At 68.3% G+C, this 17,278-nt stretch carries 15 protein-coding genes; 2 read left to right on the top strand and 13 right to left on the bottom strand.

Features of this window, described 5'->3' with window-relative positions; all coding sequences use genetic code 11:
* The 8 genes from C461_RS11645 to C461_RS11610 all read right to left on the bottom strand — a co-directional run.
* Positions 1-1,095 (bottom strand): acyl-CoA dehydrogenase family protein (locus C461_RS11645; protein WP_008001451.1); only part of this gene is annotated, 1,095 nt, incomplete at its 3' end.
* A gap of 51 nt (positions 1,096-1,146) precedes the next feature.
* Positions 1,147-2,133 (bottom strand): AIR synthase family protein, encoded by a 987-nt coding sequence (locus tag C461_RS11640; protein WP_008001450.1) that lies wholly within the window; start codon positions 2,131-2,133, stop codon positions 1,147-1,149.
* Entirely contained in the window at positions 2,130-3,374 is a 1,245-nt protein-coding gene (locus C461_RS11635) for an alanyl-tRNA editing protein (protein WP_008001447.1), read from the bottom strand. The genes C461_RS11640 and C461_RS11635 overlap by 4 nt, the downstream gene beginning before the upstream one ends.
* A 587-nt stretch (positions 3,375-3,961) precedes the next feature.
* Positions 3,962-4,162, bottom strand: a complete 201-nt coding sequence (locus C461_RS11630) for a dodecin (RefSeq protein WP_008001445.1) — start codon at positions 4,160-4,162, stop codon at positions 3,962-3,964.
* Between the two features lie 86 nt (positions 4,163-4,248).
* Entirely contained in the window at positions 4,249-5,961 is a 1,713-nt protein-coding gene (locus C461_RS11625; protein WP_008001444.1) for a glycoside hydrolase family 13 protein, read from the bottom strand.
* Between the two features lie 86 nt (positions 5,962-6,047).
* Positions 6,048-6,386: a DUF7116 family protein gene (locus C461_RS11620; protein WP_008001443.1), complete on the bottom strand. Its 339-nt coding sequence runs from the start codon at positions 6,384-6,386 to the stop codon at positions 6,048-6,050.
* 78 nt (positions 6,387-6,464) lie between these two features.
* On the bottom strand, positions 6,465-6,710 hold the full coding sequence (locus C461_RS11615; protein ID WP_008001442.1) for a DUF5816 domain-containing protein: 246 nt from the start codon (positions 6,708-6,710) through the stop codon (positions 6,465-6,467).
* A 112-nt stretch (positions 6,711-6,822) separates the two neighbouring features.
* Positions 6,823-7,188 (bottom strand): HesB/IscA family protein, encoded by a 366-nt coding sequence (locus C461_RS11610; RefSeq protein ID WP_008001441.1) that lies wholly within the window; start codon positions 7,186-7,188, stop codon positions 6,823-6,825.
* Positions 7,189-7,368: 180 nt separating this feature from the next.
* On the opposite strand from C461_RS11610, the gene C461_RS11605 reads away from it, so the two are divergent.
* Entirely contained in the window at positions 7,369-9,660 is a 2,292-nt protein-coding gene (locus C461_RS11605; RefSeq protein ID WP_008001440.1) for a glycoside hydrolase family 32 protein, read from the top strand.
* Positions 9,661-9,680: 20 nt separating this feature from the next.
* Here the strand turns inward: C461_RS11605 and C461_RS11600 are convergent, their stop codons facing one another.
* Positions 9,681-11,162 carry a glycoside hydrolase family 68 protein gene (locus C461_RS11600; protein ID WP_008001439.1) on the bottom strand — a complete coding sequence of 494 codons (1,482 nt, stop codon included), beginning with the start codon at positions 11,160-11,162 and terminating at the stop codon, positions 9,681-9,683.
* Between the two features lie 234 nt (positions 11,163-11,396).
* Here C461_RS11600 and C461_RS11595 point away from each other — a divergent pair, with 234 nt between their 5' ends.
* Positions 11,397-12,467 (top strand): TrmB family transcriptional regulator, encoded by a 1,071-nt coding sequence (locus C461_RS11595; protein ID WP_008001438.1) that lies wholly within the window; start codon positions 11,397-11,399, stop codon positions 12,465-12,467.
* Positions 12,468-12,642: 175 nt separating this feature from the next.
* On the opposite strand, the gene C461_RS11590 is transcribed toward C461_RS11595, so the two are convergent.
* Genes C461_RS11590 through C461_RS11575 form a run of 4 tightly spaced genes read right to left on the bottom strand, consistent with a single transcriptional unit; the run spans position 12,643 to position 17,096 of the window.
* A complete protein-coding gene (locus C461_RS11590; RefSeq protein ID WP_049906566.1) occupies positions 12,643-13,770 on the bottom strand; it encodes an ABC transporter ATP-binding protein in 1,128 nt (375 codons plus the stop codon).
* Positions 13,771-13,773: 3 nt separating this feature from the next.
* A complete protein-coding gene (locus C461_RS11585; RefSeq protein ID WP_008001435.1) occupies positions 13,774-14,739 on the bottom strand; it encodes a carbohydrate ABC transporter permease in 966 nt (321 codons plus the stop codon).
* Positions 14,736-15,674 (bottom strand): carbohydrate ABC transporter permease, encoded by a 939-nt coding sequence (locus C461_RS11580; RefSeq protein WP_193365813.1) that lies wholly within the window; start codon positions 15,672-15,674, stop codon positions 14,736-14,738. The genes C461_RS11585 and C461_RS11580 overlap by 4 nt, the downstream gene beginning before the upstream one ends.
* A 51-nt stretch (positions 15,675-15,725) precedes the next feature.
* Positions 15,726-17,096, bottom strand: a complete 1,371-nt coding sequence (locus tag C461_RS11575; RefSeq protein WP_008001431.1) for an extracellular solute-binding protein — start codon at positions 17,094-17,096, stop codon at positions 15,726-15,728.
* Positions 17,097-17,278: the final 182 nt, after the last annotated feature.

The raw sequence follows: 17,278 nt of genomic DNA, 5'->3' as shown, positions 1-17,278 counted from the left end.
CCGCTCGACGTCGAAGTCCGTCGTGTAGCCGTAGCCGCCGTGGATCTGGACGGCCTCGTTCGTCACCGACATCGCGGTCTCGCTGGCGCGCAGCTTCGCCTGCGAGGCGGCGACGCGGTTGTCCTCGCCGGCCTCGGCCTGCCGGCACGCCTCGCGGACGAGCAGGCGGGCGGCGGCGATGTCCGTCGCCATCTCCGCGACCTTGTGTCGGACGGTCTGGATCTCGGCGATCGGCGCGCCGAACTGCTCGCGCTCCGCGGCGTACGCCGTCGCCTCGTCGAGCGCGGCCTGCGCGAGCCCCACCGCCTGCGCCGCGATCCCGATCCGGCCGCCGGTGAGCGTTCGGAAGGCCGCCGAGAGCCCCGCTCCTTCCTCGGTGAGCCGGTTCTCGGCCGGGATCCGGCAGTCGGTAAGCGAGATGCCGGTCGTGTCCGAGGCGCGCAGCCCGAGCTTCTCCTCCTTCTTGCCGACCTCGAACCCCTCGGTGTCGGCCGGCACGAGGAACTGCGTGATCGACCTCCCGTCGCCGTCGTCGTCCTCCTCGCCGTCGGGGTCGACGGCCTTCGCGAAGACGATCGCGACCCCGCCGCGCTTTCCGTTCGTGATCCACTGCTTCTCGCCGTTTAAGACGTACTCGTCCGCCTCCGAGTCGTACTCGGCGGTCGTCGACATCTCCGCCGGGTTCGACCCCGCGTGCGGCTCGGAGAGACAGAACATCCCGACGGGTCTCCCGTCGGTCGCCATCTCCGGGAGCCACCGCTCCCGCTGGGCCTCGCTCCCGAACTCGCCGATACAGGAGGTGGCGAGACAGTGGACCGAAAGCGCCGTCGCGACCGCGAGGTGGCCGTGCGCCAGCTCCTCGTTGACGATCGCGTACGTCGTCTCGTCGGCGTCGAAGCCGCCGTACGCCTCGGGGACCGTCAGGCCGGTGAGCCCCAGATCGGCGAGGGCGTCCCAGACGTCCTCCGGGAACGTCTCCGTCTCGTCGGCCTCGGCGGCGCCGGGCCGGACCTCCTCGGCCGCGAACTCCCGAACGAGATCCCGGACCGCCTCCTGTTCGTCGGTCAGCGACGAGCCGACGCGTGCGCCAGTCATAGCGCCTCGTTCGATCTCACACGGAAAAAGGTGAGCGATCGGGGGTGGGGATCACTCGCCCTCCCACAGCGGGTACAGCTCGTCGCGCGGCGCCTCGGCGAGCCGCTCGCCGTCGACGAGGACGCGTCCGTCCCCGCCGGAGCCCGCCCGTACGTCGCCGATCACGCCGGCGTCGATCCCGGCCGCCTCCAGCGCGTCGGTCGCCTCGTCGACGCGCTCGGGCGGGACCGACGCGAGCAGCGCGCCGGAGCCGAACGTCGCCAGCGGGTCGACGCCCAGCGCCTCACAGCAGGCCCGCGTCTCGGGTCGCACCGGAACGCGATCGCGTTCGACCGCCAGTTCGGTTCCGCTCGCGGTCGCGGTCTCGACCAGCGCGGTCAACAGCCCGCCCTCGGTCGGATCGTGGAGCGCGTTCGCGTGATCTCGGACCGCGGCCGCGTCGGAGACGACGCTCACGTCGTCGAGGAATTCGGCGGCGGCGTCGAGCGTGTCCGTCGGAACGCCGGCCGCCGCGCACTCCTCGCGGAAGTCGGTCGCGAGGATCGCGGTCGCCTCGATGCCGGCGCCTTTCGTCAGGAGCAGGCGGTCGCCGGGGGCGGCCCCGCCGCTCGACACGAACCGATCGGTGGTGCCGAGCGCGGTCATCGAGCAGAGCGGGCGCTCCAGCGACCCCAGCACCTCCGTGTGGCCCCCGACGATCGCGACGCCCAGCTCCGCGGCGGTCTCGTCCACCTGCCGGGTGACCGTCCGCCGGCGCGCCGGATCGGCGTCGGGCAGAAAGAGGGTGTGCGTGAGCCACCGCGGGTCCGCGCCGCTGGCGGCCACGTCGTTGCAGGCGACGTGAACGGCCAGCTCGCCGACCGCGTCCGCCGCCAGCGACAGCGGGTCCGCGGCGACGACGAGCGTCTCGTCCGCGCCCGAGAGGTCGATCGCGGCCGCGTCCTCGCCGTACGTCGGGCCGACGGTGACCGCCGGGTCGTCCGCGCCCGTCGCCGCGAGCACCTCCGCGAGCGCCTCCGGGCCGAGTTTGCCGGTCATCGCTCGCGGAGCCACGAAACGATCGCGTCGGGATCGGCGTCGAGACCCCCGCCCTGCGCGAACGTCGGACCGCCGCCGCCGCCGCCACCGAACTCGTCGGTGATCGCGTCGACGACCGCGCCGGCGTCGATACCGGCCGACGGATCGCCGACCGCGACGACCACGAACGGCGCGTCGCCGGCGCCGACCGCCGCGATCGCATCGGGGGCGCTCTCGCCGTCACCGCCCGCGAGCACCGTCTCCGCCGGCTCCCGAAGGTCGTTCGGGGCCGCGTCTGCGACCGTGTCGATCGCCCACGTCGCGCCGTCGACCTCGGTCGTCGGGAACTCGCGCAGGCGGGCCGCGAGCAGGTCCGCGGTGGCCGCGCGGAGTTCGGCTTCGAGTCGATCGTTCTCCTCGCGGAGCCGACCGATCTCGTCTGGCAGTTCGGCGATCCGCGTGTCGAGGCTCGTCGCGGCCGAGAGCGCCGCCGCGTGGACCGCCGCGTCGTGGTCGATCGCGGTCGGGCCGACCGCGAACTCGACGCGGGTGACGCCCTCGCCCGGATTCGATCGAGCGAGCACCGATATCGGCCCGATCTCGGCGGTGTTGTCGACGTGGGTGCCGCCGCAGGCGGCGACGTCCCACGGGGTGGCGTCCGGCCCGTCGTCGCCGATCGTCACGACTCGAACTGCTTCCCCTCCGCTCATCGCGCCCTCCTCCGTCTTCGTGTTGAACGCGATGCCGTCGACCCCCCGCGCCTCGGACTCGGTGAGCGTCTCCCACGAGACCGGCAGCGAGTCCCAGACGGCCCGGTTGGCGAGCCGCTCCAACTCGACGAGGTCGCCGTCGTCGAGCGGCTCGGCGGTCGTCAGGTCGACGCGTACCTTCTCCGGTGCGATGTCGAAGCCGGCGTATCCGAGGTCCTCACAGGTCCGGCGAGCGGCGCCGTAGAGCACGTGCGAGGCGGTGTGCGCCCGGGTGCAGTACGTTCGGAACGCGTCGTCGACGATCGCCGTGACGGTCTCGCCGGGCGCGAGCGACGGTCCGGAGTCCTCCTCAAGGACGTGGACTACCTCCCCGTCGCGCTCGGTGACGGTGTCGACGAGCGCCCCGTCGATCGTGCCGCGGTCCGCGGGCTGGCCCCCGGACTCCGCGTAGAAGTACGTCTCGTCGAGGACGACCTCGCGCCCGTCGACGCGCTCGACCGTCGCCTCGAACTCCCGGACCTCGGGCTCCGCCGGCGCGCGTGAAGCGGTCATTGGCGGTCCGTGGTGGCGGGCGAATATATATGTGGGCGACGCGGCGGCGTTCGCTTATAAACGGACCGCGGTGGCGTCGCCGGCGCGGAGCGCCGGCTGCAAGCGAGAGCTTTGCTCTCGCCCTGCGCTCCGGTGAGCGCCGCAACGCGGCGCGAATCCGAGCGCGAGGGAGTCGCTGGCGCCCCGAGCGAAGCGACGGGCGACCGACGAGGCTGGGGAGGCGTGAGGTGCGGTCACGCGCGGGACCGAGCGATGTGGGGGACCGAGCGACGCGGAGGACCGAGCGATGTGGGGGACCGAGCGGGCGCACGGTCCACAGGCCCGCAGGTTCACGACCCCGCGATAACGCCGCGGGGAAAGCGACGGCACGGCCGAGCCGTCGAAACCGCCCGCCTCGCCGGCGATCATTTATACGCGACCGGTTGTCCGCTGATCGTCCCACGACCGTCCACTGACCGTCCCACGACCGCCCCACGACCGTCCACCGACCGTCCACTGTCAGTCGACGCCGACATCGTGCCACATTCAAAAAGAACGCTCGCACGGCCGCTCCGACGGCCCGGATCTCTCCGGCCGCTTCGGCCGCTTCAGTCTTGCAGTTCGAACGCGACCTCGACTTCGGCCTGGTACTCTCGGTCGGCCGCTCCCTGCAACTCGACGCCGAACTCCTCCACCTCCGCCCAGTACACGTTTTCGAGGGTGTTCTCGGCGCGGTCGATCGCGTCGTCCGCGGCGGCGTCGAAGCTCTCCTCGCTCGTTCCGATCAGCGTGATCTTTTTGAAAACCATGTGTAGTCACCACCCGGCGCACGGCATCGCGCGCCCGGCGAACGTGTCATCTCCCCGTGAGCTATTATACGTTCGGTACAGGACGACTACGAGAGTCGGTACACTCGCGCCTCGTACGGTCGCAGGGCGATCGAACTGAGATCGGTTCCGGGGTCGTCGTAGTTGCACGCCAGCACCGATTCGACCGTCCCCGCGGATCCGAGGTCGACTCTCGACGTCCGACCGGCCCAGTTCACCGCGATCAAGACCACTTCGTCGCCGGTCCGGCGGGTGTACGCCCACACGCGCGGGTGGTCGTCGGTCAGGAGGTCGTAGACGCCGTATCGGAGCGCCTCCGTGTCATCTCGGACGTCGATCAGGTCGCTGTAAAAGCGGAATATCGAGTCGTCGCGGTCGCGGTCAGCTGCGACGTTGACGCGGTCGTGGTCCGGATTGACCGGTATCCACGGCTCGCCATCGGTGAAGCCGGCGTGTTCCCCGTCGGTCCACTGCACCGGCGTGCGGGCGTTGTCGCGCGAGCGGTAGCGGACCACGCCCTCGGCCTCCGCGAACGACTCGATCGCTCCGGACTCGATAGCGGTGTCCACGCGGTTGGTCGCGTCGGCGTCGCGCATCTCCTCGCGGGCGGACCACGGGTAGTTCGCCATCCCGATCTCGTCGCCTTGAAACAGGAACGGCGTCGCCGGCATCGTCAGCAGGACCGTCGCCAGAAGCGTCGCGGACTCGTAGCGATAGCGGTCGTCGTTGCCGAACCGGGAGACGATACGCGGGGTGTCGTGGGTCCCGAGGTACACCGTGTTCCACGCGTCGGTCAGCTCCAGCGCCCGAGCCCAGTCGCTGAGGACGGATCGCACCTCCGAGACCTCCCAGTCGACGACGTCCCACCAGCCGTCCTCGCCGACGTCCAACGAGGTGTGGCCGTAGTGATACGTCATGCTGAGTCCGTCGCCGGACGGGCCGCAGTACCGCTTCGCGTCCCGCGGCGAGAGATCCATCCCCTCGCCGACCGTCATGGCGTCGTACTCCGACAGGACGTCCTCGGACAGGCCGCGGAGGTACTCGTGGATCCGCGGACCGTTGGCGAAGTGCTCGATCCCGACCCACTCCTCCTCCGGGTCGCCGTCGGGGTACCCCTCGGGCTTCGACATGACGTTGAACACGTCGAGCCGAAACCCGTCGACGCCCTTCTCGAGCCAGAAGCGGACCTCCTCGTGCATCATCTCGCGGACCGCGGGGGTCCGCCAGTTGAGGTCCGGTTGCTTCTCGTCGAAGAGGTGGAGGTACCACGCGCCTCGCACCTCGTCGTAGGTCCACGCCGAACCGCCGAACCCGGTCGTCCAGTTGTTCGGCGGCTCGTCGGGCTCGCCGTCGACCCAGTGGTAAAACGACTCGTAGCCGTCTTTCTCACGGCGCGATCGCTGGAACCACTCGTGTTCGTCGGAGGTGTGGTTGAGGACGATATCGAGGACGACTCGGATGTCCCGGTCGTGGAGTTCGGCCAGCAGCGCTTCGAAGTCGGCCATCGTCCCGAACTCCTCGAGGATCGACCGGTAGTCGCGCACGTCGTAGCCGTTATCGGCGTGCGGGGAGTCGTATATCGGCGTCAGCCACACGGCGTCGACGCCGAGGTCGTCGAGGTAGTCGACCTTCTCTGCGATCCCCTGCAGGTCGCCGATCCCGTCGCCGTCGCTGTCGTTGAAGCTCTGCGGATATATCTCGTATACAACGGCCTCCTGCCACCACTCCCGACCCGCGTCGCCCGGAAGGACTGTCTCCTCGACGGATGTCTCCTCGACCATGCACGCACCCACTTCGGAGCGACGCAAAAACCGTTGGGAATCGCGATGCGGTGGCGGACCGTTGGAGGGGAGCGACGCCGTCGCGCTCAGGGGCTCCCCGGCGCGCCCTCCATCACCGCGAAGTCGCTGCCGTCGGCCTCGATACCGATCACCGCCCAGTCGTACGGGGGTTTCCGCGAGACGAGCTGATCGCGGAGGTCCTCGGCGCGCTCGCGCCACGTGACGAAACACCGGAGCCGCGGGGCGTCGCCGCCGTCGGCGAGATACGGGTCGATGTCGTCGCTCTCGAGACACAGCACGGTGACGAGCACGCGCCGCCACTTGCGCTCCGCGACGAACTCTCGACCGCCCTCTGAGACGGTGTACCCGAGCTCGCGAAAGACGTTTCTGGCCTCCGTCGTCGGTGGGATGCTCGCAGGGGCCATCTATCCGACCGTTGATCGTCTTTTGTGTTAAACTTTCTCACGATTCCGGCCCGGCGCGAGCCGGCTTCCGCGATCCGCTCACTCGTGAGCCGCGTCCCACTCGTCGGGCTTCCGGAAGTTCCCGCACTCGGTACACTGGATGCGTCCCATGGTGTCCATCGCGGTGTCGAACGACTCGCAGTTGCCACAGCGGAACCCCCAGCGCGCCGATCCCTCGGCGTCGGCGAACACGACGTAGAACGGGCCGTCGGTCCCTCGCTCGACGTGCGTTCGATCGGTGTACCCCCGCTCGCCGTCGGCCGTCGTCGCTGCGTCGAGACTCATACGGGTCCGTATCCGTTGGAGCGGTTTAAAAACGTGACTCGCCGATCGCTCGACCGCACCGCGGATCGCGCCGGGGGTGACGACGTTCGGGACGACTTACGTGCGGAACGACTTACGTGCGGAACGACTCGCCGCAGCCGCATTCGGAGACGACGTTCGGGTTCTCGACCTCGAAGCCGGCGGCCTGCAGGCCGTGCTCGTAGTCGAGTTTGCTCCCGCCGATGTAGTTCCGGCTCGCCGGATCGACGAAGACCCGGAGCCCGTGGTGTTCGACGACCAAGTCGTCCGACTCGGGCTCGGTGTCGAACCGCATCCCGTAGGAGAGTCCCGCACACCCTCCCTGCTGTACGAACAGCCGCAGTCCGGCCTCCTCCGTGTCGAGCCCCTCGCCCTCCAACAGCGAAAGCGCCTCCTCGGCGGCATCGACGGTTACCTCGATCGCCGGGTCGCCACCCGTTTCGACCGTTTCCGTGCTCATGCGAACACGTTCCGCTCGAACGGTAAAAACCCTGCCGGCGCCCCCGACCGCGGCGTGATTGAAGACGGTTACGTCGGCGAGGTGAGACGGTCCCGTCGCCGTCCGCGTCGGCCGCGCGCTGTGGTTCGAGCGGCGGGCGCGGACGACACGGTTTTGACTCGGTACCGAGTGAGTGTTCGTATGACGGAGTTGTCGTCCCGCGTCGGCGTGCTCACCGACGGCGATCTATCCGACGAGCAGCGCGCGGTCGTCGACTGGCTCGCCGCGCACGACGGAGTCGCCGTCGAGCCGGTCCCGTTCGACCTCCTCGCTGAGACCGACGCCGCACCGACCGCTACGGCCGCCGTCGACCCCGCGTCCGATGTCGCACCGGACGCGGCGTCGGACGCGACCTCCCTCGGCGGGTCCTACCCCGGACCGGGCGTGGGCGACAGCGCCGACACGCTCCACCGGTTCGACGTCCTCTGGTGGCACCGAGCGGCGCCGTGTCCCGACACCGACCCGCTCGGCGAGGCGGCGCCCGCGATCGAGGCGTTCCTCGCGGACGGCGGCGGGCTGTTCTTGACGCTGCACGCGCTGGCGTCGGTCGACAGCCTCTCGATCGAATCGATCGCGCCCGACCGGGTCGACGAGGAAGCGCTCGTTGAGCCGACGGGCGTGCTGTGGCGGTCGCTGTACGCCGACCACCCCGCCCTCGAGTCGCTCGACGGGCTCCGCCACCCCCTCCGCGCGCACGGCGTCGCGCCCGCGGTCCGCTACGAGCGGGTGCTCCCCGCGAACGGCGAGGTGCTCGCCTCGACCGTCCGCGGTGACACCGAGGTGCCCGGCCAGATGACCGCCGTCTCGTGGACCGCCGGCGATGGAGCGGTGCTCGGCCTCGGTGCGCCCGTTCTCTTCGCCGATCGGCCGGCGCCGGAGGGCCCCGACGCCGCCGCGCTCGCCGAGACGCGTGACCGACTCGTCGCCGGCTGTCTCCGGAGTCTCACGGTTCGAGACGGCACGCCCGGTCGCCCGACGACCGGAGACGACCTGCGCCGCCTCCGCGACCGGACCGCCGAAAGCGGGGAGTCCGGCGTCGGCGGCCGGCCCAAGTACCACCTCACGCCGCCCGCGAACTGGCTGAACGACCCGAACGGGCTGATCCGCTGGAACGGCCGGTACCACGTCTTCTACCAGTACAACCCCGCCGGCCCCTTCCACAACACGATCCACTGGGGGCACGCGGTGAGCGACGACCTCGTCACGTGGCGCGACGAGCCGGTCGCGCTCACCCCCTCCCCGGACGGTCCCGACCGCGACGGCTGTTGGTCGGGCTGTGCCGTCGACGACGACGGGACGGCGAGCCTGCTGTACACGGGCGGTGACGGCCGCGACCAACTCCCCTGTCTCGCGACCACGGACGACCCCGGGCTCCGGACGTGGGACAAGTACGACGGGAACCCCGTGATCGCGTCGCCGCCGGCGGATCTAGACGTCTTGGAGACCGACCACTGGCGCGCCGAGTTCCGCGACCACAACGTCTGGCGCGAGAACGGGCGCTGGTACCACCTGGTCGGCACCGGGCTCGAAGACGGCGGGGGCGCGGCGCTGTTGTACACCTCCGAGACGCTCACCGAGTGGACCTACGAGGGGCTGCTCCTCGCCGGCGGCCCGGACGCCGGCGCCGTCTGGGAGTGCCCCGAGCTACTCGATCTGGGCGACCGGCGGCTGTTGCACGTCTCCGACTACGAGAACGTCGTCTACTTCCTCGGCTCCTTCGTCGACGACGAGTTCACGGTCGAGTCGCGCGGCCTCCTCGACCACGGCGACTTCTACGCCCCCCAGTCGCTCGACGACGGCGATCGGACCCTCACGTGGGGGTGGCTCCCCGAGGCGCGCGACGTCGAGGGGCAGTGGAACGCCGGTTGGTCCGGCGCCATGTCGCTCCCGCGCGTGATCGAGGCCGGTCCCGACGGCGGACTCCGACAGCGACCCGCTGCGGAGGTGACGGAGCTTCGGACCGAACGGATCGCCGCGGCGACCGACGTCGCCCTCGCACCCGGCGACCGCCGTCGACTCGACGTCGAGGGAGCGGCGATCGAACTCGAGATCGAGATCGCGCTCGACGACGCCGAAGCTGTGGAGCTGTCGGTGTTCGAGACGCCGGACCGGGCGGAGCACACGCCGATCCGCTACGAGAAAGACGGCACTCTCTCGGTCGATCGGGCGCCGTCGAGCGGCGATCCGCACGCCTTCGCCGACACCCAGTCGATGTCGGTGCCGCCGTACGACGAGCCGCTCTCCCTCCGGATCTTCCTCGACCGCTCCGTGATCGAGATCTACGCGAACGAGCGGCACTGCCTGACGAGTCGGGTGTACCCGACTCGCGACGACGCGGTCGGCGTCTCCGCGGTCGCCGAGGGCGGTCGCGCCGCGCTCACGTCGCTGTCGGCGTGGACGCTCGGCGAGGCGATGCCGACGGACGACTCCTGATAAACCGCTGCCGATAGATCTTATAAACCGTCGACGGTGGAGTCGACATCGCCGCCATCGCCGCGCGTGCCGTCGTCGTCGCCGTCCGTCTCAGCGCCCCCGTCCGCCCCGCTCGGGCCGAGAATATACCCGCCGATGGCGCCGCGCTCGCGGATCTCCCCGCCGAGTTCCGCGTCGGTCGGCAGCGACGAGCCGTCCGCCGGCGGCAGCGGCTCGTCCGGCGTCGGGATGTGCCACGCGTCGAGCGTTCCGAGCAGTCGCGTTCGGTCCCCCTCGACCGCGAGTCGGAGCGTCGGCGCGAGCGTCCCGCCGAACCGCTCGCGCTGGTCGGTCTCGGGAAGGTCCGCGATCGCATCGAGCGAGTCCCCGGCGAAGTCGTAGTAGTTGAGGAAGCTCTGCACGAGCACCTCCTCGTCGTGCGCGAACGCCATCCACGAGTACGCCTGGAACGGGGCCGACGGCGGGTTCGTGGCGACCAGCCCGGAGCCGTTCAGCGCTCGGAACTCGCCGTCGAACGCGTCGGCGACGAACCCGTACAACGCGTCGGGGCCGGTGACCCCCGGCGCGAACGTGTGGACGTGGCTGCAGACGAACAGGTAGTACCGGCCGTCCGCGACGACGACGTGCGGGCGTTCGAGCTCCTGGTTCACCTCGACCGCGTCGAGCAGCGGGGGACGGAGCTCCCACGAGAGCGGGTCGCCGGACTCCGAGACGGCCACGCCGATACACCCGTTGAACTCGCGCCGCCGATCGGTCTCGGCGTCGTCGCCCGGCCGCGCCGGCGCGGGGGCGTTCCCCTCGAACAAGAGGTACGTCTCGCCGGTCGCGGGGTCCTCGAAGAACCAGGGGTCACGGAAGGTGTAGATCATGCCCCGAGACTGGTCTTCGGTCTCGTACCACTCGCCGTCCGGCGTCAACAGCGTCTCGTGAGTCCACGGCCCGGAGAGCTCGACCCCTTCGTCGGACGCGGTCACCGTCCCGCCGTGAGCGACCGCGATCCGCTGGGTGTACGTCATCTCCGCGGCGGTCTCGTCGCCGGCGGCGGTGTAATAGAGGTACAGGTCGCCGTCGTCGTACAGCGCGGAGCCCGCCCACTGTCGCTGGCCGAGCGCGCCGTCGTCGAAGACCGGCCCGGCGTCGTGCCACCGCGTCCCGTCTGCGGAGTAGAAACACCGTATCTCGGCGACGTCGTGTCGCTTCCCCGGGAGGAGATCGGCGGGCGCCGTCAGCGAGAAGGCGAGTCGCCAGCCGTTGACGTCGGCGATCTCGCCGTGTCGGTCGCGGAGCAGCCACGTGTCCCAGATGTGGATGTCGGGGAACGGATCGACCGTCGGCGGACCGGCCGGCGGCGCGACGTTCCCGTGTCGGCGCTCGATCGACGCCGCCTGCTCTCTGGTCCACCGCGACCGCCCTCGACCGCCGTCGGCCTTGGCGGTGTTACCCTCGTCGTCGCCCCCGACGCCGTCGGCCCCGATAGTGTCGTTCCCGGACGTTTCGTGCATACGCGCACTGCACGACGGACCGAATAAAGCCTTTTCAGTCGTGACGACAGAACGCGTCTCTCCGGGCCGCGCGGCTGTCCACGGCCCGCACGGCGCCTCGCGGCCCGGCGGGGCCAGCACGGAAATAAAACGTTTTATCACAGCCGTGGTAGTCCAAAACATGGTAATAGATCGGTCCAAACACGCGGAGACGAGCGCCGTGGCGCGGCACTCGAACGGGACGAAGGGGTAATCGTGGACCGCGATGACCTCACGGAGACGCTCAAAGACGCCGGCCTCTCGCCGTATCAGGCCGACGCGTACGTGACCGTGCTCGAACTCGGTGCCGCGCCGGTCACCCGCGTCGCCGACGCGAGCGGAGTCCCCGACCCGCGGATCTACGACGTGTTGCGCGATTTGGAGAGCGCCGGCTACATCGAGACGTACAAACAGGAGTCGCTGTACGCCCGCGCCAACAGCCTCGATGAGATCACCGACGACCTCCTGACGCGAGCGAGCCGGTTCACCGAGGCGACCGAGGAGATCGAGCGGCGCTGGAACGAGCCGTCGGTCGAACAGTCGACCGTCAGCATCGTCACCCGCTTCGAGACGGTGATCAAAAACGCCGACGAGTTCATCCGCGAGGCGGAGATGCAGGTGAACGTCTCGCTCGGCGTCGAACACTTCGAGCGCCTCCGACCGGCCCTGCAGGCGGCGACGGAGCGCGGCGTCCGCGTCAACCTCTCCATTCACACGCCGGACGGGAGCACCGCATCGCTTCCCAGCCCCGACGAGCTCGCCGACGTCTGTTCGGAGGCCCGCCACCGCCGGCTCCCGTCGCCGTTCGTCGTGATCGTCGACCGAACGAAAACGTGTTTCGCGCCCCACACCGGCTCGACCAACGAGTACGGCGTGCTCGTCGACGATCGGACCCACACGTACGTGTTCCACTGGTACTTTTTGACGACCCAGTGGGACACGTGGAAACCGATCTACACCGCCCTCGACGAGGAGCCCCCTATCGACTACATCGACATCCGCTACTGCGTCCGCGACGTCGCGCCGCTCCTCGACAGCGCGGCTGTCCGGGTTCGTATCGAGGGTACGGACACCGAGACGGGTTCCGACTGCGTGATCGAGGGCGTTCTCTCCGAGGTCGTCGTCACCGACGCCGACGACCCGGTCGGCTCGGAAACCATCGCGAGCTACGGCGGGCGAGTCGGGCTCGTCGTCGAGACCGAGGACGGTCCGGTCGAGGTCGGCGGCTGGGGAGCGATGGTCGAGGCCATCGAAGCCCACCGGATCACCGTCCTCGGCATCGACTGACTCGCAGATCCGAGGTCCGTCGGCGACGAGTACCCCGCAGTAACGCTCGTCGCGATATGCAGGCCGAAGAAGGGATCTGCAGAGCGGTCGGTCGCGGTGCCCGAACGGGAATCCGCCTCGGTCGCCCCGAACGTGCGCCCGAACCGATCACTCGTGCGAGCAAGCGACGCGCCGCCTACTCCAGCGAGTGAGTGATCGCGTCGCCGCTCGCCCGGTCGAAGAGGTGGATGTTCTCGCGGTCCATCACGACTCGGATATCGTCGCCCTCCGCGATGTCCGTGTCGGGTGCGAGATTGATGAGGAGCTGACCCTCACCGCGCCCCTCGGCGCTCGCCTCGACGTCGCGGTTGAACAGCAGATAGGCGTTGACCTCCTTCCCCATCGGCTCGATGACGTCGACGACGGCGTCGAACGCCTTCGTCGGCGAGGCCGCCTTCCTGGCGTCCTCCTCTAGGAACACGTCCTCGGGGCGGATGCCGACCGTGATATCCTGTCCCGGTGTGACCCCGTGGGTCTCGGGGTCGAAGTCGATCTGCGTGTACTGGGACTGGAAGCCGTCGTCGATGACCTCTCCCTCGATGAAGTTCATCGCGGGCGATCCGATGAAGCCGGCGACGAACAGGTTCGCCGGCTCGTTGTAACACTCCAGCGGCGGCGCCACCTGCTGGAGCACGCCGCCGTTGATGACGGCGATTCGGTCAGACATGGTCATCGCCTGCGCTTGGTCGTGCGTGACGTAGATGATCGTCGTGTCGAGCTCGCGGTGGAGCCGCTGGAGCTGTGTGCGCATGTGGACGCGCAGCTCCGCGTCGAGGTTCGCTAACGGCTCGTCCATCAGGAACACCTCCGGCTCGCGGACGATGGCGCGGGCGATGGCGACGCGCTGCCGCTGCCCGCCGGACATCTCTTTCGGCATCCGGTCCATCATCCCCTCTAGCTGGACGACGTCGGCCGCCTCCTCGACGCGGCGGTCGATCTCCTCCTGGTCGTACTTCCGGAGCCGGAGCCCGAAGGAGATGTTCTCGTAGACGTCCATGTGCGGGAACAGTGCGATGTTCTGGAACACCATGGAGATGCCCCGGTCCTTCGGCGGCAGGTCCGTGACGTCCCGCTCGCCGATGCTGATCGTCCCCTCGGTCGGCAGGGTGAGGCCAGCGATCGTTTCCATCGTCGTCGACTTCCCGCACCCCGAGGGTCCGACGAAGGTGATGAACTCACCGTCGCGGATCTCGAGGTTCATGTCGTCGACAGCTGTTACGTCCTCGTACTGTTTCGTGATCTCTTGCAGTGTTACGGATGCCATGGTTTACTCTTTGACCGCCCCCGCGGTCAGTCCGCTGACGATCTTCTCTTGTGCGACGATGACGAGTATCGCGACCGGCAACACCGCCACGATACTGGCCGCTGCCATGAGGTTAAACAGCACCTCGAACTCGCCTTGGAAGCGTAAGATTCCCTCCAACATCGGGGCCCAGCTCTGTGGCCGTCCGTCCGTCATCAACGAGGAGAAGAAGTACTCGTTGTAGACGGTGATGAACGTCAACACGCCGGCGGTCGCCACGCCCGGCGCCGACAGCGGCACGATGATTCGGAAGAGCGCGCCGAGACGCGTCGTCCCCTCGACCCGAGCGGCGTCCTCGAGCCCGTCGGGGATCTGTGAGTAGAACGTCATCAGAATAAAAATCGACAGTGGCAGGTACAGCGCCGACAGCGGGATGAAGATCGCGTACGGCGTGTTGTACAGCGATCCGTCCTGCATCAGCGGCCGCAGGATGTCGATGTTCCGGTTGAACAGTCGGTTCAGCGGCACGAAGAAGGCCGCGGGCGGGAAGAACGACGTGACGAGCACGCTGAGCAACAGCACGTTCTTCGCGCGGAACCGTAGTCGTCCGAAGACGTACCCGGCGAGACTCGCGACGAGCAACACGATGACGGTCGCGACGACCGCGATCAGGAAGCTGTTGAAGATGTACCGGTGGAACGGCAGCCGGGTGAAGATCTCGACGAACGCCCCCGGGTTGAACCCGCCGGGCGTGAGGACGCCGACGCTGCTGAGCCTGTTCCGCGGCGTCAGCGCCACCATCAGCAGCCAGTAGAACGGGAACAGCGTGGTGACCAGGAAGAATATCGTCGCGACGTAGAACGTCGCTCTGTACGCCCGGTCGGGGTTCGATATCATCTTTGCAGCCCACGCCTCCACTATCCCGCGGTCGAGGTCGGGCTCGTCTGTGCGTTCCATCGCCGCTAGGTCAGCTTGGTCTTTCTCGCTCATGTCACACCGGCCTCCGTATCGCGCAGACTAACCAGATACAGCAGGACTAAGACGGCGATGACGACGGCCGTCAAGAATGCGACCGCGGACGCGGTCGCCCAGCGTCGCGTGTTCTGCAGCGCAGTGATAACCAGACAGCTCATCGAGGGGACGGTCTGACAGCCGGCCGTCGCGTCGATGAGACCGTAGATACGCATCGCGTCCATCGTCCGGAACAGCATCGCGACGAGTAGCGCCGGTGCGATGAGCGGGAGCGTGATGTACTTGAACTGCTGCCACGGCGAGGCCCCGGAGACGCGCGCGACGTCGTAGAGCCCGCGGTCGATGCTCTGGAGCCCGGCCAGGATGAGCAGCGCCATAAACGCCGACGTCTTCCAGATGTCGGCCACCAGCACGATGATAAAGGAGTCGGTGGCGTTCGTCAGCGGGTTGCTCCCGAAGACGCCGATGCCCTGCATGAAATCCGCCGCGAAGCCGACGGTCGGGTTGAACATGAGGTAGAAGATCATCGCCTGAATGACGATGGGGATGGCGTACGGGATGATGATCGCGACGCGAACCCAGCGTCGTCCGTAGAAGTCCTGGTCGAGAACGATCGCCTGTCCGAAGCCGATCAGCGTCTCGAAGAGCACGCTGAGGATCGCGAACGCGAGCGTCACGAAGAGCGCCTGCTGGAGTATCGGCGTCGCGAACGACGGATCGAGGAACTGCTGTGGCAGCAGCGCCTCGCCCGTCAGCAGGGCGACGTAGTTGTCGAACCCGACGAATTCGCCGAACGGGGTCGCCGCCGCCGTCTGGTCGGCCAGCAACGAGAACGAGAACGTCCGTATCAGCGGGAAAAACGCGATGACGGCCAAGAGCAGAAACGCCGGGGCCAGCAGGATGTAAGCGAACGTCGCCTCGCTCTGGGTTTCGAGCCAGTTCAGCGGTCGCATGAGCAGCCGCGTGTCGGTGTCTTGTTTCGTTGTCACGGTTGTCTCCGGTCGTTACTGCCCTTCGTTCTCTATGCTGGCGAGCTCTTCTTCGAGGTCAGCCATGGCGTCCTCCGGCGACTTCTCGCCGCGGTACGCGTCGCTGACCTCGCCCGAGATGAGCGGCGACTCGTCGGGCCACGCCGTCGTCACCGGCCGCGGCACCGTGTTGTCGGCGGCGACGGCGAACGTGTCGAGGAAGTTCGCCAGGTCGCCGACCTGGTCTTCCGTGGCCTCCTGCGTGACGGAGGCAACCGGCGGCAGGTTGCCCAGCTCTTCGAAGACGGTCAGCATCACGTCCTCGTTGGCGAACGCCTCCAGCACCGCGATCGCGTCGTCGAGGCGCTGGCTGTTCGGGTTGACGGTGAGGTGCCACCCGCCGAGCGCGTGGCTCGTTCCGCCGGTTCCCTCGTAGTTCCCCTCGCCCTCCTCGACGCCGTACGGCATCGGCATCACGTCGTAGTCCTCACCGGCCGAGAACCCTTCGTCGAGGTTGATGTTGATCGCGTACGGCCAGTTACGCATAAACACGGCGTTGCCGCCCGTGAACGGCTCCCGCGAGGGCTCCTCGGTGAACTCCACGAGGTCGCTGTTGCTGATCTGCGGGATGTCCGGGTTGGTGTTCTCCTCGTCCGGCCCGTACATGAACGAGCGCATCATCCTGATGGTCTCGTGGAGGGGCTCCTCGTCGACCGTGATCGGCCGATCGCCGACCGGCCCGAACAGGTTCTCGTGGTCGCCGAAGTAGGCGCCGCCCATCGAGGTCATCATCTCGTTGAACGTACAACAGGCGGTGCCCTCGTAGTCGCCTCCCTGCGTGGTGAACCCGTACTCGATGTCGGGGTTCTGCTCGAGGACGTCGGCGGCCACATCGGCGAATTCGCTCCACGTCATCGGCTCCGTGCTCCAGTTGGAGGTGTCGTAGCCGGCATCCTCGACGAGGTCCTTTCGGTAGTGCATCACCGGGTAGTCAGGGAACACCGGCAGCCCGTACAGATCGCCTGACTCGGGGTGACTCGCGGTGCTGACCGCCGCGGAGAGGTAGTCGCTCTGGACGAAGTCCAGCGTGTCCGAGGACAGCTCCTCGCTGAGGTTGACCAGCTGTTCGCGGACGATGAACGGAATCGTCCAGCCGGAGTCCATCATGAAGATGTCGGGACTCGATCGCCCGGCGTCCAGCGCCGACGTGAAGTCCGTCTGTCGCGCGCCCGTCTCGAAGTCGCCCGGAAGGAACTCGACCTCTATATCCTCGCTGAGCCCGGCGTCGTACAGCGCCTCGATGATCGGATCCTGTGCATCGGCCCACTCGCCGTCCATCGACATCTGGATGGGCTGATCGCCGTCACCGCCGCCGTCGCCGCCGCCGAGACAACCGGCGACGCCCATTGCGGCACCCGTGCCCGTAGCACCGAGGAACTTCCGTCTCGAAACTCCACTCTCACCTTTGTCTGGATCTGGATGAACCATTACAGGTGTGGTTAATTCTCATCATTAATATAACTAATGGGAACAACTCGGACGGGAATAAATATAACACAACAGGGTGTACGGCCGAGAAGCGGCCGTTA

Origin of the sequence: Halorubrum aidingense JCM 13560 (assembly GCF_000336995.1) — an archaeon.
GTDB lineage: Archaea > Halobacteriota > Halobacteria > Halobacteriales > Haloferacaceae > Halorubrum > Halorubrum aidingense.
The sequence above is the reverse complement of the archived record's forward strand: the minus strand, read 5'-3'. Positions and strand labels throughout refer to the sequence as shown.

What these genes read in the sequence shown, in the direction of transcription:
- C461_RS11640 (WP_008001450.1), bottom strand. Translation starts at nt 2,133, where the DNA reads ATGACCGGCAAACTCGGCCCGGAGGCGCTCGCGGAGGTGCTCGCGGCG.
- C461_RS11635 (WP_008001447.1), bottom strand. Translation starts at nt 3,374, where the DNA reads ATGACCGCTTCACGCGCGCCGGCGGAGCCCGAGGTCCGGGAGTTCGAG.
- C461_RS11630 (WP_008001445.1), bottom strand. Translation starts at nt 4,162, where the DNA reads ATGGTTTTCAAAAAGATCACGCTGATCGGAACGAGCGAGGAGAGCTTC.
- C461_RS11625 (WP_008001444.1), bottom strand. Translation starts at nt 5,961, where the DNA reads ATGGTCGAGGAGACATCCGTCGAGGAGACAGTCCTTCCGGGCGACGCG.
- C461_RS11620 (WP_008001443.1), bottom strand. Translation starts at nt 6,386, where the DNA reads ATGGCCCCTGCGAGCATCCCACCGACGACGGAGGCCAGAAACGTCTTT.
- C461_RS11615 (WP_008001442.1), bottom strand. Translation starts at nt 6,710, where the DNA reads ATGAGTCTCGACGCAGCGACGACGGCCGACGGCGAGCGGGGGTACACC.
- C461_RS11610 (WP_008001441.1), bottom strand. Translation starts at nt 7,188, where the DNA reads ATGAGCACGGAAACGGTCGAAACGGGTGGCGACCCGGCGATCGAGGTA.
- C461_RS11605 (WP_008001440.1), top strand. Translation starts at nt 7,369, where the DNA reads ATGACGGAGTTGTCGTCCCGCGTCGGCGTGCTCACCGACGGCGATCTA.
- C461_RS11600 (WP_008001439.1), bottom strand. Translation starts at nt 11,162, where the DNA reads ATGCACGAAACGTCCGGGAACGACACTATCGGGGCCGACGGCGTCGGG.
- C461_RS11590 (WP_049906566.1), bottom strand. Translation starts at nt 13,770, where the DNA reads ATGGCATCCGTAACACTGCAAGAGATCACGAAACAGTACGAGGACGTA.
- C461_RS11585 (WP_008001435.1), bottom strand. Translation starts at nt 14,739, where the DNA reads ATGAGCGAGAAAGACCAAGCTGACCTAGCGGCGATGGAACGCACAGAC.
- C461_RS11580 (WP_193365813.1), bottom strand. Translation starts at nt 15,674, where the DNA reads ATGCGACCGCTGAACTGGCTCGAAACCCAGAGCGAGGCGACGTTCGCT.
- C461_RS11575 (WP_008001431.1), bottom strand. Translation starts at nt 17,096, where the DNA reads ATGGGCGTCGCCGGTTGTCTCGGCGGCGGCGACGGCGGCGGTGACGGC.